Below are 14,293 nucleotides of genomic sequence, written 5' to 3'. Positions count from 1 at the left end.
GTCTGATACACGCGCCGTCAAGTCCCCTGATCTGCGGTGAAAGGTGGGCAAAGTGGGGCAGCAGACGGCGTTTGGCGTACAAGATGGCGACATTCTGCGATGATCTCGTCGCATAGAGCCGGAGTTTGAGCCTCACGGATAGTGACTGATGCCGACATTTGAGGAAATAACAGCCTTCATCACCGAGAAGCCGCTCGCCACCGCCGTCATCACGCTGCTGAGCCTGATCGGCCTGGCGCTCGCGGTCCTGGTGCTCAGGGTCGCCTGGCGCGCCGTGTCCTGGTTGTTCAGCAGGTACGTCGCCCCGCGGCCCGTCGAGGACGTGCTGACCATCGTGGCCGCCTCCATCGCCACCGGCGTCTCCGCGCAGGGCATGTGGCGCTTCTCCGGGGACGTGCTGGGCATGAACGGGCCGCTGCGGTTACTGCTGTTCGCGTTCATCGAGGTCGCGATCATCACCTCCGCCGTACGCGCCCGCCGCAACATGCGGGAGAACTTCTCGGCCGGCATCGACGGCATCGCCGTGTGGGCCCTGACCTGCCTGACCGCCGTGCTGTCCTCCATGGACGCGCGCAGCCTGCCCGAAGCCGTCTTCCGCCTGGCCGCCCCGCTGGTGGCCGCCTGGCTGTGGGAGCGCGGCATGGCCATCGAGCGCCACCGCATCCGCGGCACCGGCCGCATCAACTGGCGGCTCACCCCCGAGCGGCTGCTGGTCCGGCTCGGGCTGGCCGAGGTCAGCGACCGTACGGCCAGCGAGGTCGACGCCCACCGCAGGCTCACCCGGGTCGCGCTGGCCGCCAAGCGGGCCAAGGCGCTGCGCGAGGCGGGCGCGTCCGAGCGCAAGATGCGCGCCGCGCTCGCCAAGCTCGACAAGGCCATGGACCAGGCCGTCGAGCACACCGGCCTGGCCGTGGACCCGCAGCGGCAGGAGGCCCTGCTGGCCCAGATCGCCGCCCTCTACAACACCTCCGCGCTCATCGACGCCGACCCCCGCGTCCCCTGGGAGCCCGAGGCCGAGCACCACCCCGTGCCCGCCCGCCCCGCGCTGCCGGCCGCGCTGGCCGAGCTGGTCGAGGAGGAGGACGAGGACGCCGTGGTGTTCGACACGACGCCCCAGGTCGTCAGCACGGCCGAGCGGGCCGCGCGCATGCGGGCCGCCCGCGAGTTCTGGGACCGGCAGATCGCCAAGGGCATCGTGCCGCGCACCGTGGACATCGCCCAGGAGATCGGCATCCCGCTGCCCACCGCGCGCGAGTACCGCGCGCTGTGGAAGCTGGAGCCGCAGGCGCACGCCCTCATCGAGGCGCTGTACCAGCAGCACGGCATCGTCGACACCGGCGCCTTCCCCGCCATCGCCGACGACGGGCGGATCCTGGCCGGCAAGCCGTAGGCTGAGTACCCGCCGGCGGCGACGGAAGCGGGGGAGTGCGGGTGCGGGAGCGGACGCTGGAGCGCGTCAGGAAGCTGCTGGCCAAGGCCGAGCGCACGGACAACGAGCACGAGCGCGCCACGTTCATGGCCGCCGCCTCGGCGCTGATGGCCAAGCACGGCATCGACTCGCTGCCGCCCGCGGGCACCCGGCAGGTCCCCGGCGACCGGATCGTCACCCTGCCCGCCCCGTGGGCCAGGGAGAAGGCCCGCCTGGTGAGCCTCGTGGCGCAGGCGCTGCGCTGCCGCCCGCTGCTGATCGGGCGGGGCGACGGCGGGCAGCGGGTGCACGTGTTCGGCTTCGCGGCCGACCTGGAGCGGGCCGACCTGCTGGCCACCTCGCTGCTGCTGCAGATGGCCTCGGGCCTGGCCCGGGTGGAGCCGCCCGAGGGCGTGCCGGCCGTGCGGGCCTATCGCCGGTCGTGGCTGCTGGGGTTCACCGACGAGGTGTACCGGCTGCTGTGCGCGGCCGAGGCGCGGGCGGAGGCCGAGTCCGCCGGCACGGGCAGCGCGCTCGTCCTGGCCGACCGCAGGGCCGAGGTGGAGCGGGCGGTGGCCGCTCACTACCCCGACATCCGCATGAGCGTGCCCAGGACGAGCGGCACCGGCTACCGCGACGGCGTGGCGGCGGGCCGCAGGGCCGACCTCGGACGCACGGGGATGGGCACCGCGACGGCCCGCGAGCTCACCTGAGCCCCCGCCCGGCAGCCCCGCCCGGCAGCCCCGCCCATCAGCCCCGACCATCAGCCCCGCCCGGCGCGTGCACGGATCCGGCCGCGCACGGGGGCGATCCGGCCGCGCATGTGCGCCCGCTCAGCCCCCGGAAAGGGCGTCCGAGACGAGCGAGCGGGCCTCCTCTTGCACCTTGGCCAGGTGGTCGGGCCCCTTGAAGGACTCGGCGTAGATCTTGTAGACGTCCTCGGTGCCCGACGGCCGGGCCGCGAACCAGGCGCTGGCCGTGGCGACCTTCACCCCGCCCAGCTTGGCGCCGTTGCCGGGCGCCGCCGTCTGCACGGACGCGATCGGCTCGCCCGCCAGCGTGCCGGCGGTGACCTGCTCGGCCGACAGCCTGCCGAGCACGGCCTTCTCCTCGCGGGTGGCGGGCGCGTCGACGCGCGCGTACGCGGGCTCGCCGAACCGCCCGACCAGGTCGCGGTAGCGGGCGCTCGGCGACTCGCCGGTGACGGCCAGGATCTCGGAGGCGAGCAGGGCCAGGATGATGCCGTCCTTGTCGGTGGACCACACGGAGCCGTCGCGCCGCAGGAACGACGCGCCCGCGCTCTCCTCGCCGCCGAACCCGAGCGACCCGTCGAGCAGCCCCGGCACGAACCACTTGAAGCCCACCGGCACCTCGTACAGGCGCCGGCCCAGCGACTCGGCGACCCGGTCGATGATGCCGCTGCTGACCATGGTCTTGCCCACCCCGGCGTCGGACGGCCAGCCGTCGCGGTGGGTGTAGAGGTAGGAGATGGCGACGGCGAGGTAGTGGTTGGGGTTCATCAGGCCGCCGTCGGGGGTGACGACGCCGTGCCGGTCAGAGTCGGCGTCGTTGCCGGTGGCGATGTCGTACTTGTCGCGATTGGCGATGAGCGAGGCCATCGCGTACGGCGACGAGCAGTCCATCCGGATCTTGCCGTCCCAGTCGAGCGTCATGAACCGCCACGTCGGGTCGACCAGCGGGTTGACCACGGTCAGGGCCAGCCCGTGCCGCTCGGCGATCTCGCCCCAGTAGGCCACGCTCGCCCCGCCCAGCGGGTCGGCGCCGATGCGCACGCCGGCCGCGCGGATCGCGTCGAGGTCCACGACCGAGGGCAGGTCGTCCACGTACGTGCCGAGGAAGTCGTAGCGCCCGGCCCGGTCGAGCGCCGACGCGTACGGCACCCGGCGCACGCCCTTGAGCCCGTCCTGCAGCAGCCGGTTGGCGCGGTCCTGGATCCACCCGGTGGCGTCGGTGTCGGCGGGGCCGCCGTGCGGCGGGTTGTACTTGAAGCCGCCGTCGGCGGGCGGGTTGTGCGACGGGGTGACCACGACGCCGTCGGCCAGGCCGCTGGTGCGGCCCGCGTTGTGCCGCAGGATGGCGTGGGAGACCGCGGGCGTGGGGGTGTAGCCGTCGCGGGAGTCGATGAGCACGGCGACGTCGTTGGCCGCGAACACCTCCAGCGCCGACACCCGCGCGGGCTCCGACAGCGCGTGCGTGTCGATGCCGAGGAACAGCGGCCCGTCGGTGCCCTGCGCCTGCCGGTACTCGCAGATGGCCTGGCTCGTGGCCACGATGTGGTCCTCGTTGAACGCCGACTTCAGCGACGACCCCCGGTGCCCCGACGTGCCGAAGGCCACCCGTTGCGCCACCTCGCCGGCGTCGGGGTGCAGCGCGTAGTAGGACGTCACCAGCCTGGCGACGTCGACCAGGTCGGAAGGCCGGGCGGGCTGTCCCGCGCGTTCATGCGTCATGGAGGTCACTTTACAAATCGCCTCCGGCCCGGCGGGTGACCGCACTGCGGTGTGGGGAGATACATTCGCGTCAGTCACCAGAATGGAGTTCTGTTCCGATGCGTTACGGATGTTTCCTCAGCGAGCCCCAAGGACCCGACGCGATCGCCGGCCTGCGCGACCAGATCGCCCAGGCGGTGGCGGACGGCTTCACCTCGGCCTGGCTCTCCAACATCTTCGGCCTCGACGCCATCACCGCCCTGACCGCGGCCGGCGTCCAGGCGCCGCCGATCGAGCTCGGCACCGCCGTCGTGCCCACCTACCCGCGCCACCCTGCCGTGCTCGCGCAGCAGGCCATGACCGCCAACGCCGCGCTCGGCGGCCGCTTCGCGCTGGGCATCGGCCTGTCGCACAAGATGGTCATCGAGAACATGTTCGGCTACAGCTTCGAGCGGCCCGGCCGGCACATGAAGGAGTACCTCGACATCCTGATCCCGGCCTCGCGCGGCGAGCAGGTCGACTACCAGGGCGAGACGCTGAAGGCGAACGTACGGCTCACCGCGCCCGGAGCCGGCTTCCCCGTGCTCGTGGCCGCGCTCGGCCCGCGCATGCTCAAGCTCGCCGGCACCGTCGCCGACGGCACCGTGCTCTGGATGACCGGGCCGAAGACGGTCGCCGAGCACGTCGCGCCCACCATCACGGCCGCCGCGGCCGAAGCGGGCCGCCAGGCGCCCAGGATCGTCTGCGCGCTGCCCATCAGCGTCACCGACGACCCCGCCGCCACCGTCGAGCGCGCCAACGAGATCTTCAAGATCTACGGCCAGCTCCCCTCCTACCGTGCCATGCTCGACAGGGAAGGGGCCGCGGGGCCCGGTGACGTCGCGATCGTCGGCGACGAGGACACCGTGCTGGCCCGGCTGGAGGAGCTGAAGCGGGCGGGGGTGACCGACTTCGTCGGCTCGGTGTTCGCCAACCGGGAACGCACCAGAAGCCTGCTGATCGGCGCGGCGAAGGGTTGATCCGCGTACATCTCCATAAAATCCGGCAAGGTGAAGCGCGTGCTACAAGGCATCGATGTGTCGAACTGGCAGGGCACCGTCGACTGGGCCGGCCATGCGGAGGCGGGCGTGGCCTTCGCGTTCGCCAAGGCGACCGAGGGCGGCGACTACACCGACAAGTGGTTCGGGCGTAACTGGACCGGCATGCGCGAGAGCTGGCTGGTCTGCGGCGCCTACCACTTCGCCCGGCCCAAGGGCGACCCCGTCGAGCAGGCGCGGCACTTCCTGGGCGCGATCAGGTCGGCGGGCGGGCTCCGCCGTGGCGACCTGGTCGCGCTCGACCTGGAGACCAACGACGGCCTGCGCCCCGAGCAGGTCGCCCGCTACGCCCGCCGCTGGTGCCACCACGTCGAGCGGCACGGCGGCGTGCGGCCGTTCATCTACACCTTCCACGCGTTCGCGCGCGGCGGGCACTGCGCGGGGCTGGCCGAATACCCTCTCTGGATCGCCAGCCCCGAGAGCCCGCGCGGCAACCCCCCGGTGCCCAGGCCCTGGCGCGACTGGACCATCCACCAGTACGCCAACAGCCCCATCGACCGCAACGTCTTCCACGGCACCCGGCACGAGCTGACAAAGCTGGGGTTTCACCCGCGATAGCATCGGTGCCTACCGTCGAATCTGCCTCGGTGCCGGGCATCGAGCGCGACCTTCAAGGAGTCACCGTGTCAGCCGAGCTACGCATCACCCTCGCCGGAGCCGAGCGTGTGGTCGCGGCCGGCACGACGGCCGGTGAGGCGCTGGAGGCCGACGGCCGCACCGTCATCGCCGCCAAGGTCAACGGCGAGGCCCGCGACCTGGCCCATCCGCTGGCCGACGGCGACGCCGTCGAGCCCGTCGAGATCTCCAGCGAGGAGGGCCGGGCGATCGTGCGGCACTCCACCGCGCACGTCATGGCGCAGGCGGTGCAGGAGCTGTTCCCCGAGGCCAAGCTGGGCATCGGGCCGCCCGTCGAAAACGGCTTCTACTACGACTTCGACGTGCCGCAGGCGTTCAACCCCGACGACCTCAAGCGCATCGAGAAGCGCATGCGCGAGATCGTCAAGCAGGGGCAGCTCTTCTCCCGCCGGCCGGTCGGCGACGACGAGGCGCGGGCGGAGCTGGCGGCGGAGCCGTACAAGCTGGAGCTGATCGGGCTCAAGGGTGGCGCCGCCGACGAGGAGTCCGTCGAGGTGGGGGCCGGGCAGCTGACCATCTACGACAACCTCGACCCCAAGAGCGGCGAGCTGTGCTGGAAGGACCTGTGCCGGGGCCCGCACGTGCCCTCCACCCGGTCCATCCCGGCGTTCAAGCTCATGCGCTCCGGCGGCGCCTACTGGCGCGGCAGCGAGAAGAACCCGCAGCTCCAGCGCATCTACGGCACCGCGTGGGAGTCCCGCGACAAGCAGGACGAATACCTCAAGCTGCTCGAAGAGGCCGAAAAGCGCGACCACCGCAAGCTGGGCGCCGAGCTCGACCTGTTCAGCTTCCCGCCGGAGCTGGGCAGCGGCCTGCCGATCTTCCATCCCAAGGGCGGGATCATCCGCAAGGAGATGGAAGACTACATGCGCAGGCGGCAGGCCGAGGCGGGCTACGAGTTCGTCAACACGCCGCACCTGACCAAGAGCTCGCTGTTCGAGACCTCCGGCCACCTGCCGTGGTACGCCGACGACATGTTCCCCGCCTTCGAGCTGGAGGGCATCGAGTACCGCGTCAAGCCGATGAACTGCCCGATGCACAACCTCATCTACCGGGCGCGCGGGCGCTCCTACCGCGAGCTGCCGCTGCGGCTGTGCGAGTTCGGCTCGGTCTACCGCTACGAGAAGTCCGGCGTGGTCCACGGGCTCACCCGCGTACGCGGCATGACGCAGGACGACGCGCACATCTACACCACCCGCGAGCAGATGGCCGACGAGATCAAGTCGCTGCTGCGGTTCGTGCTCAGCGTGCTGCGCGACTTCGGCCTGGAGGACTTCTACCTGGAGCTGTCCACCCGCGACGACTCCGAGAAGTTCATCGGCGACCCCGCCGAGTGGGAGGAGGCCACCGACGCGCTGCGCCAGGTGGCCACCGAGTCCGGCCTGACGCTCAAGGACGACCCGGGCGGCGCCGCCTTCTACGGCCCCAAGATCTCGGTGCAGGCCAAAGACGCCATCGGGCGCACCTGGCAGCTGTCCACCATCCAGCTCGACCTCAACCAGCCCAAGCGCTTCGGCCTCGAATACCAGGCGGCCGACGGCTCGCGGCAGACCCCGGTCATGATCCACCGGGCGCTGTTCGGCTCCGTCGAGCGTTTCCTCGGCGTGCTCACCGAGCACTACGCGGGCGCCTTCCCGCCCTGGCTGGCCCCGGTGCAGGTGGTGGGCATCCCGATCGCCGAGGCCCACGTGTCCTACCTGCAAGACGTGGCCAAGCGGCTGCGGGCCGCCGGCATCCGCGTCGAGGTCGACGCCGCCGACGACCGCATGCAGAAGAAGATCCGCAACGCGCAGAAGGCCAAGGTGCCCTTCATGCTGCTGGCCGGTGACGACGACATCGCCAACGGCGCGGTGTCCTTCCGTTACCGCAACGGCGAGCAGAAGAACGGCGTGCCCGTGGAGGAGGCGATCGGCGAGATCGTCAGCGCCGTGGAGCGGCGCGTCCAGGTCTGACCGGCTCCAGCGAGCGGGAGGGGGCCGTGCCGGATGGCACGGCCCCCTCCCGTTTCGCCGCTCACTTGGCCAGCGGCTGACCCTGCTTGTCGGTGAAGCTGCCGATGAGGATCATGATGAAGTCGATGAGCACCCAGACGCCGAGGCCGCCGAGCGTGACGAGCTGGAGCAGGCCCGTCCCGACCTTGCCGACGTAGAAGCGGTGCACGCCGAGGGCGCCGAGGAAGAAGCACAGTAAGACGGCGACGATCCACGATTTCTGCATGGGAAATGCCTTTCGCGTGAGGGGTGGGCCGGGCGCGTGTCTCCGACGCGCCCGACCGGCTTCTGCGGGAAGGATCAACCGCAGGGGACGACACCCTAGCAAGCTCCTCAGGCTCGGCGCAGACGCTTTTTTGAGATGCGTCCAAGATCCTCAATAAGGGGATAATTCCGTTTTATCTGCTTTGTGGTAATCAGCGGCTGAACAGGCGGAAGGTCACCGCGAGACGGCCGCCGAAGCGGGCCGCCTGGTCTCTCGCGATGCCCTCGACGAAGGTGCGGACGTACGTCTCCGGGTCCTCGTCGGTCAGGGCCTCGATGTAGGCGCGGTGCTCCAGGAGCGAGCGCACGCCCCGCTCCAGGCCCGTCGTGACGTCCACGGCGTGGGTGGGGGTGTCGGAGCCGGCGACGGCGATGTAGCGGACGCCGTTCCAGGGCTCGGCCTCGATGTCAGGAAATATCCATCGATTTCCGGCGTCGGCGACCGCGTCCATCACGGCGCGGCCCACCGCGCGGTGGTCGGGCGTGTTCCAGTGCGTGCCGCCGCCCCACGTGTCCTCGTGGTTGAGCGTGATCACCAGCTCGGGGCGGTGCCGGCGGATGGCGGCGGCCATGTCCCTGCGCAGCGCGACGCCGTACTCGATCACGCCGTCCCGGTGGTCGAGGAACTCCACCGCCGTCACCCCGGCCACGGCGGCGCTGGCCCGCTGCTCGCGCTCGCGCACCGGCCCCGCCTTGGCCGGCTCCATCGTGTCGATGCCCGCCTCACCCCGGGTGGCGAGCACGTAGGTGACCTCGCGTCCCGCGGCGGTCCACACGGCCACCGCGGGCGCGCAGCCGTACTCCAGGTCGTCCGGGTGGGCGACGATCGCCAGCGCGCGCCGCCAGTCCTCCGGCATGGGCTCCAACTGATCCGTCATGCCCGCCATCCTGGCAGCGGCCACGGCCCGTCCGCCGTCCGGGGCGCGCTCTTCACGGCGGGCTTCACGGCGGGCGGGCACTCGTGCGAGGCTTGCGCAGCGGCCCGAGGGACGGACGCGAGTTCGGGGGGACGACGCGCCGACGGGGCGACCGCGCGACGACGGGGCGATAGGCGGAGCGACGGGACGACAGGCGGAGCGACAGGGCGACACGGGGCTACGGGGTGTGGCACGTGGGGCCAGGGAGGCGACGTGGGCGACGAGAGCGAGGCCGTCACGGCCGTCAGGCACGGCGGGCCGGCCGCGTTCGGGGAGCTGGTCGAGGAGTACCGGCACGAGCTGCGGGTGCACTGCTACCGGATGCTGGGCTCCTACACCGACGCCGACGACATGGTGCAGGAGACCATGATGCGGGCCTGGCGGCGGCGGGAGACGTTCGAGGGGCGCTCCACGCTGCGGGCCTGGCTGTACCGCATCGCCACCAACGCGTGCCTGGACCTGCTGTCGGGGCCGGCGCGCTCCCGCGAGATCACCGTGGACGTGAACGGCGCGGCGCGCTCGCCGTTCGCGGAGGTGCCGTGGTTGCAGCCGTACCCGGACCGGCTGCTCGACCTGGCCGCGCCGGGGGAGGGGCGGCCGGAGGCGGTGGCGGTGGAGAGGGAGACGATCGAGCTGGCCTACCTGGCCGCGATCCAGCACCTGCCGCCGCGCCAGCGGGCGGTGCTGATCCTGCGGGACGTGGCCGGGTGGCCTGCCGAGGAGACCTCGCAGGCGCTGGAGCTGAGCGTGGCGGCCGTCAAGAGCGCGTTGCAGCGGGCCCGCGCCACGCTGCGCATGCACCTGCCCGCCCGGCGCTCCCAGTGGGGGCCCGCCACGGAGCCGAGCGAGGAGGAGCGGGCGGTGCTGCGCCGCTACATGGAGGCGTCCGTGGACGGCGACCTGTCGGCCCTGGCGGCGCTGCTGCGCGAGGACGCGCGGCAGACGATGCCGCCGGCGTCGCAGGTGTTCGACGGGCGGGCGGCCATCCTCGACATGTGGCGGCCCGTCATGATCGGCCCGCAGGCGTGGGGCGAGTGGCAGGCGCTGCCGACGCGCGCCAACCGGCAGCCCGCCGTCGCCAACTACGTCCGCCGCCCCGGCCACGACCGCTACACGGCCGTCAACATCGACGTCCTGCGCGTCGAGGACGGCCTGATCGCCGAGATCACCACGTTCGGCCCGGAGCTGCACGCCGCCTTCGGCCTGCCCGCCGAACTCTGAGAAAAAATCCCGCCGCGGACCGATTCCTTTCCGGGAGCCGCGCCGTCATATGGCCGTACACCCGCTCACTGAAGGAAGGAACCCGCCATGACCGAGATCAACGACCCCCAGCTGAAGGCCCTCGACCGGCTCGTCGGCACCTGGAAGGTCACCGGCGGCGCCGCCGGCACCGTCACCTACCGCTGGATGGAGGGCGGCCACTTCCTCATCCAGGACGTGGACCTCACCCAGGACGGCGGCTCGGTCAAGGGCACCGAGTTCATCGGCAGGAAGCGGCCGTTCGGCGCGGAGCAGCCGAGCGAGGACGTGCACTCCTGGTACTTCGACAGCGACGGCAGCACCCTGGCCTACGTGTACGAGGTGGAAGGCGACACGCTGACCATCTGGGCGCACAAGCGGGACTCGGGCGCCTACTACCGGGGCACGTTCAGCGCCGACGGGACGAGCGTCACCGGCGCCTGGGTCTACCCCGGGGGCGGCGGCTACGAGTCGAACATGACCCGCGTCGGCTGACGGCCCGGCCACGGCCCCGGCAAGGGGTGCTCCGGGCCACGCCGGGAGCACCCGGGGTCCTATGCTGCTAGTTATGCACGATCAGGCAGGGGCCGGGTCCCCCGACAACTTCGAACGTCTGTGGACCCCGCATCGCATGGCCTACATCAAGGGCGAGAACAAGCCGACCGGCTCGGGCCCCGGCGACGGCTGCCCGTTCGACGCCATCCCGAAGATGAGCGATGAGGACGGCCTGATCGTGAAACGGGGGAAGACGGTCTACACCGTGCTCAACCTCTACCCGTACAACTCGGGCCATCTGATGGTGGTGCCCTACCGGCACGTGTCCGACTACGACGAGCTCGACGAGGCCGAGGTGGCGGAGCTGGGCGCGTTCACCCAGAAGGCGCTGCGCGCGCTGCGCAAGGCCAGCGGCGCGCAGGGCTTTAACGTCGGCATGAACCTCGGCCACGTCGCCGGCGCCGGCATCGCCGCCCACCTGCACCAGCACGTGGTGCCCCGGTGGGGCGGCGACACCAACTTCATGCCGGTCGTCGCCCGCACCAAGGTGCTGCCGCAGCTACTTCGCGACACCCGCCAGCTGCTCGCCGACGCCTGGAGCTGACTCGCCCTCGCGGCGCAGCGCGCCGATGCCGGTGGCCAGCAGCAGCGGCACGGCCAGCGCCAGGGCCATCGACAGCACGGCCGCGCCGGAGTCGTTGACCAGCATGCCGACGACGCCGCTGACGAGCGTGCCGATCAGCCCGGCCCGCAGCGCGGGGGAGTGCTCGAACGCCGCCGGCACGACCCCGGCCGACGCCTGCTCGGGGCGCAGGATCGCGTACACGAGGAACACCACGGCGGCGATCACGATCGGCATCAGGTTGGGGTTGGCCAGCGTGGAGATCATGGCGAGGAACTTGCGCCAGATGACCTCGATGGCCTCCCCGGTCAGCACCTGCCCGACGAACCGGCCCAGGTGCGACTGCTCGGCGGGCGGCCGCAGGTAGTTGAGCCAGGCGAAGCCCATCACGATCACGCCGCCCGCCACGCAGAACGCGCCCAGCTTCCACAGCGAGACCCGCTTGCCCGACAGGATCAGCGCGGTGACGGCGATGCCCGGCACGAACGCGATCACGCCGCCGAAGTCGCTGCCCATGCCGGACCCGCCCAGCACCATCGCGAACGCCCCGAGCACCACGATCGCCGCGATGCCGATCTTGCCGGGCCAGCGGTGCGCGATCACCGTGGTGGCCAGCAGCGTGCCGGTGGCCAGCAGCGCGAACGGGATGTTGCCCAGGCCGAAGTAGCGGGCGCCCTGCTCGGCGCTGTAGCCCATGAAGCTGTTGAGCTGCAGCGTGGTGCCGGTGAGCAGGTCGCCGACGAGCGTGAGCGCGGTGACCGCGGCGACCACGGCCAGCGGGCCGAGCGGCCGGCGCCGCCACGGCCCGGCCAGCGCCAGCGCGGTGATCGCCGCCCACCAGGCCACCATGCCGCCGAACAGCTCCAGGTGGTTGTCCCAAGGCAGGAGGTTGACCAGGAACGAGGTGACCGGCAGGGCCGCGAGCGCCACCGCCGCGCGGCGCACCCAGGGCAGGCCCTTGCGGCGGCGCAGCAGCAGGAACGCCAGGACGTAGAACAGCACCTGGAAGACCGCCAGGGCCGTGAAGTAGGCGGCCTTGGCCGAGCGCATGGTCTGCGCGGTGGCGTCGGCGCTGCGCAGCCGCTCGACCAGCGCCTCGAACGTGGCGGCCCGCTCGCCCAGCCGCAGCGGCGCGCCCACGACCGTGCTCGGCACCGCCACGCCCAGCTCGTCGAGCACGGTGGCGGTCAGGTCGGTGAGGATCGAGATGTCGTCCCTGCGCGTGGAGGCGGCGCCCAGCACCCGGCCCTCGGCGCCCGGCTCGCGCAGCGCCACCACCCTCAGGTGCGGCACGGAGCCGTGGTCGGCCAGGCCCGCCAGCAGCACGGTGGTGCCGGCGGGCAGCACCGACAGCAGCGCGCCGGCCTTGGTGTCGGCCAGCCGCAGCGCGTCGCGGCGCTCGGCGGCGGGCAGCTTCTCGGGCACCTTGGGCAGCCGGTCGGGCTCGCCCGCCAGGTACGGCTGGACGAGGTCGTCCACGTCCATCGCGACCATCGGGCACTGCTCCAGATCGGCCGTCTTCACCTGGAGCGGCGAGGCGTGGTAGCGCGCCACCGCGCCCTGCTGGTCGGCCAGCGCCAGCGCCGCGCCGGGGCCGATCGCGATCGAGCACCGCCCGGCCGCCTTCAGCGTCTCGCCCAGGGTGCCGGCGGTGCGCTGGCCCGCCACGTCGATGAGGTAGCGGTAGTCGGGGATGACGGCGCCCGCGCCGCGCTGCTCCGGCCGTGGCGGCGCGCCGCACGCGTAGCCGGCCGCCGACCGCGTGCCCGCCGACACCGTGAGCCAGCCGTCGTAGGGGCAGGTCACGTTGCCGACGGTGCGGACCGACAGGGAGCCGATCGCGCTGGACCTGGCCAGGGCCCACAGGTTGGGCGTGTCGGACGGGGTCAGGTCGTTCCAGTGCAGGCCGGGCACCCCGAGCAGCGCCACCCGCCCCTCCGCCGCCCCGGCCTCCGCCCGTGCGGACCCCGCCGAGGCGGGGCCGATGAACAGGGCGTGACCCAGTATCGCCTGACCGACCAGCACGGCCAGCACGACCAGCGCGCGCCTCACTCCGATGACCTCCCGTGATCGCAGCGTTCCTGTGGCACGGCCGAGCGGGGTAGTGCTAGGTCATGCTCCGGCGCCACCAGACGCGACTACCCTCTCATGTGCGGAGGGTGCGGGAAGCCGTCTTTCGCCGCCCGGCGGTGCTCTCAGGCGGCCACCGGGGTGAGCCAGTGCTGGTAACGGTCGTCCCGGCCGTGCACGACGGCGTCGTAGGCGTCGCTCAGCCTGGCCGTCACCGGGCCGGGGCCGTCGCCGAGCTCCCGCCGGTCGACCGACGACACGTGCACGATCCCGGCGGCCGTACCGCACAGGAAGACCTCGTCGGCGGCGTACAGGTCGGAGCGCATCAGCTCGCGCCTGACGGCGGGCAGGCCGAGGTCGGCGGCCAGCCGCTCCACGGTGTCCTGCGTGAGGCCGGCCAGCGCGCCCGCGCTGTCGGGCGGCGTGGCGAGCACCCCGTCGCGGACGACGAACAGGTTCGCCCCCGTGCACTCGCTGACGTAGCCCGCCGAGTTCAGCAGCACGGCCTCGTCGTAGCCGGCGTCGAGCGCCTCCTGCTTGGCCAGCACCGAGTTCAGGTACGGGCCGGTGGCCTTGGCGGCGGTGGGCACGACCGTCTGGTCGTTGCGCCGCCAGGAGCTGGTCATCAGCCGCACGCCGGAGCCGAGCAGCGCGCCCCACTCCCAGGTGGCGATGGACACGCTGGTCGGGCAGCCGCGCGCGGCGATGCCCATCTCGCCGTAGCCGCGGTGCGCGAGGTGGCGGATGTAGCAGGACGGCCGGCCGTTCGCGGCGACCGTGCGCAGCGTCGCCTCGCGCAGCTCCTCCACCGGGTACGGCATCGCCAGCCCGATGATCCTGGCGCTGACCACGAGCCGCCGCAGATGGTCGTCGAGCCGGAACACGGCCGGCCCCCGCGCCGTCTCGTACGCCCTGGTGCCCTCGAGGACGGCGGTGCCGTAGTGCAGGGCGTGCGACAGCACGTGCACCCGGGCCTCGCCCCACGGCACGAGCTCGCCGTCCATCCAGATGAACTTGGACTCCTCCACCCGCACTCCTTCCTCCAGTGGCCCGACTCAGCGACATTCGATTGGGCCAATTGCGCGGTAAGTGGCACAGTATCGG

At 72.1% G+C, this 14,293-nt stretch carries 13 protein-coding genes; 8 read left to right on the top strand and 5 right to left on the bottom strand.

All coding sequences use genetic code 11. From position 1 onward, the window contains the following. Nucleotides 1-148 precede the first annotated feature (148 nt). Both HCN51_RS25380 and HCN51_RS25375 read left to right on the top strand, forming a co-directional pair. Complete coding sequence (locus HCN51_RS25380) at nucleotides 149-1,390, top strand: hypothetical protein (protein WP_168012208.1); 1,242 nt, start codon at nucleotides 149-151, stop codon at nucleotides 1,388-1,390. A gap of 41 nt (nucleotides 1,391-1,431) precedes the next feature. After that, complete coding sequence (locus HCN51_RS25375; RefSeq protein ID WP_168012206.1) at nucleotides 1,432-2,121, top strand: DUF2786 domain-containing protein; 690 nt, start codon at nucleotides 1,432-1,434, stop codon at nucleotides 2,119-2,121. A gap of 120 nt (nucleotides 2,122-2,241) precedes the next feature. On the opposite strand, the gene pgm is transcribed toward HCN51_RS25375, so the two are convergent. Further along, nucleotides 2,242-3,879: a phosphoglucomutase (alpha-D-glucose-1,6-bisphosphate-dependent) gene (gene pgm / locus HCN51_RS25370; protein ID WP_168012204.1), complete on the bottom strand. Its 1,638-nt coding sequence runs from the start codon at nucleotides 3,877-3,879 to the stop codon at nucleotides 2,242-2,244. A gap of 98 nt (nucleotides 3,880-3,977) precedes the next feature. Here pgm and HCN51_RS25365 point away from each other — a divergent pair, with 98 nt between their 5' ends. The 3 genes from HCN51_RS25365 (at nucleotide 3,978) to thrS (ending at nucleotide 7,543) form a co-directional block, all read left to right on the top strand. Next, complete coding sequence (locus HCN51_RS25365; protein ID WP_168012202.1) at nucleotides 3,978-4,877, top strand: TIGR03564 family F420-dependent LLM class oxidoreductase; 900 nt, start codon at nucleotides 3,978-3,980, stop codon at nucleotides 4,875-4,877. Between the two features lie 39 nt (nucleotides 4,878-4,916). Beyond that, nucleotides 4,917-5,513, top strand: a complete 597-nt coding sequence (locus HCN51_RS25360; protein WP_168012200.1) for a GH25 family lysozyme — start codon at nucleotides 4,917-4,919, stop codon at nucleotides 5,511-5,513. A gap of 65 nt (nucleotides 5,514-5,578) precedes the next feature. Beyond that, nucleotides 5,579-7,543: a threonine--tRNA ligase gene (thrS, locus tag HCN51_RS25355; protein ID WP_428981549.1), complete on the top strand. Its 1,965-nt coding sequence runs from the start codon at nucleotides 5,579-5,581 to the stop codon at nucleotides 7,541-7,543. A gap of 61 nt (nucleotides 7,544-7,604) precedes the next feature. Here the strand turns inward: thrS and HCN51_RS25350 are convergent, their stop codons facing one another. Next, complete coding sequence (locus HCN51_RS25350; protein ID WP_168012198.1) at nucleotides 7,605-7,808, bottom strand: TM2 domain-containing protein; 204 nt, start codon at nucleotides 7,806-7,808, stop codon at nucleotides 7,605-7,607. 190 nt (nucleotides 7,809-7,998) lie between these two features. Continuing rightward, a complete protein-coding gene (locus tag HCN51_RS25345; protein ID WP_168012196.1) occupies nucleotides 7,999-8,724 on the bottom strand; it encodes a PIG-L deacetylase family protein in 726 nt (241 codons plus the stop codon). A 252-nt stretch (nucleotides 8,725-8,976) separates the two neighbouring features. Between HCN51_RS25345 and HCN51_RS25340 the strand changes: the two genes are divergently transcribed. The 3 genes from HCN51_RS25340 to HCN51_RS25330 all read left to right on the top strand — a co-directional run bounded on the left by HCN51_RS25340 (nucleotide 8,977) and on the right by HCN51_RS25330 (nucleotide 11,101). Then, complete coding sequence (locus HCN51_RS25340) at nucleotides 8,977-9,984, top strand: RNA polymerase subunit sigma-70 (RefSeq protein WP_346433787.1); 1,008 nt, start codon at nucleotides 8,977-8,979, stop codon at nucleotides 9,982-9,984. Nucleotides 9,985-10,071: 87 nt separating this feature from the next. Further along, nucleotides 10,072-10,497: a hypothetical protein gene (locus HCN51_RS25335; RefSeq protein ID WP_168012194.1), complete on the top strand. Its 426-nt coding sequence runs from the start codon at nucleotides 10,072-10,074 to the stop codon at nucleotides 10,495-10,497. Nucleotides 10,498-10,570: 73 nt separating this feature from the next. After that, on the top strand, nucleotides 10,571-11,101 hold the full coding sequence (locus HCN51_RS25330; RefSeq protein ID WP_240973227.1) for an HIT family protein: 531 nt from the start codon (nucleotides 10,571-10,573) through the stop codon (nucleotides 11,099-11,101). On the opposite strand, the gene HCN51_RS25325 is transcribed toward HCN51_RS25330, so the two are convergent. Together HCN51_RS25325 and HCN51_RS25320 are read right to left on the bottom strand one after the other, a co-directional pair. Continuing rightward, a complete protein-coding gene (locus HCN51_RS25325; protein WP_346433786.1) occupies nucleotides 11,057-13,171 on the bottom strand; it encodes a hypothetical protein in 2,115 nt (704 codons plus the stop codon). The two genes, HCN51_RS25330 and HCN51_RS25325, sit on opposite strands and share 45 nt — an antisense overlap. Before the next feature lie 143 nt (nucleotides 13,172-13,314). Continuing rightward, nucleotides 13,315-14,217: a branched-chain amino acid transaminase gene (locus HCN51_RS25320; protein WP_346433785.1), complete on the bottom strand. Its 903-nt coding sequence runs from the start codon at nucleotides 14,215-14,217 to the stop codon at nucleotides 13,315-13,317. Nucleotides 14,218-14,293: the final 76 nt, after the last annotated feature.

The organism is Nonomuraea composti (genome assembly GCF_012034275.1).
GTDB classification, from domain to species: Bacteria; Actinomycetota; Actinomycetes; order Streptosporangiales; family Streptosporangiaceae; genus Nonomuraea; species Nonomuraea composti.
Note: the sequence above shows the minus strand (reverse complement) of the source record. Positions and strands in the feature narration are given on the sequence as shown.